At 58.3% G+C, this 379-nt stretch carries 1 protein-coding gene; it reads right to left on the reverse strand.

Going from position 1 to position 379, the window contains the following annotated elements; genetic code table 11:
- The coding region (locus ACODTO_RS29570) for an immunoglobulin-like domain-containing protein (protein ID WP_489107478.1) at nt 1-379 on the reverse strand (379 nt) is incomplete at both ends.

The raw sequence follows: 379 nt of genomic DNA on the forward strand, positions 1-379 counted from the left end.
ACCAGGTTTTCGAAGTTGCCGCCAGTTGCGCCAGTGATAGTGGTGCTGACGGTGCTGCCATTGTTGTAAACGTCATTCGCAGGCGTATTCACCGCAACGGTGCCGGTAGTTTCGCCGGCTGCGATGTTGATAACTGAGCCGTTGCTCAGCGTCACGGTCACTGGCGTTTGAGCGGCGTTGGTCAGCGTCGCGGTGTAGGTGATCTGACCACCTTCGGTAATGGTTTCGCTGGCACTCAGGGTCAGGCCAGTGTCGTCCACCGAATCAGTGATCGTGGTAACCGCAGGCGTAGTGTCCGGAACCAGGTTCTCGAAGTTACCGCCAGTCGCACCGGTGATGGTGGTGCTGACGGTGCTGCCGTTGTTGTAGACGTCGTTGG

The sequence above is a fragment of the Pseudomonas sp. FG13 genome (assembly GCF_057809755.1).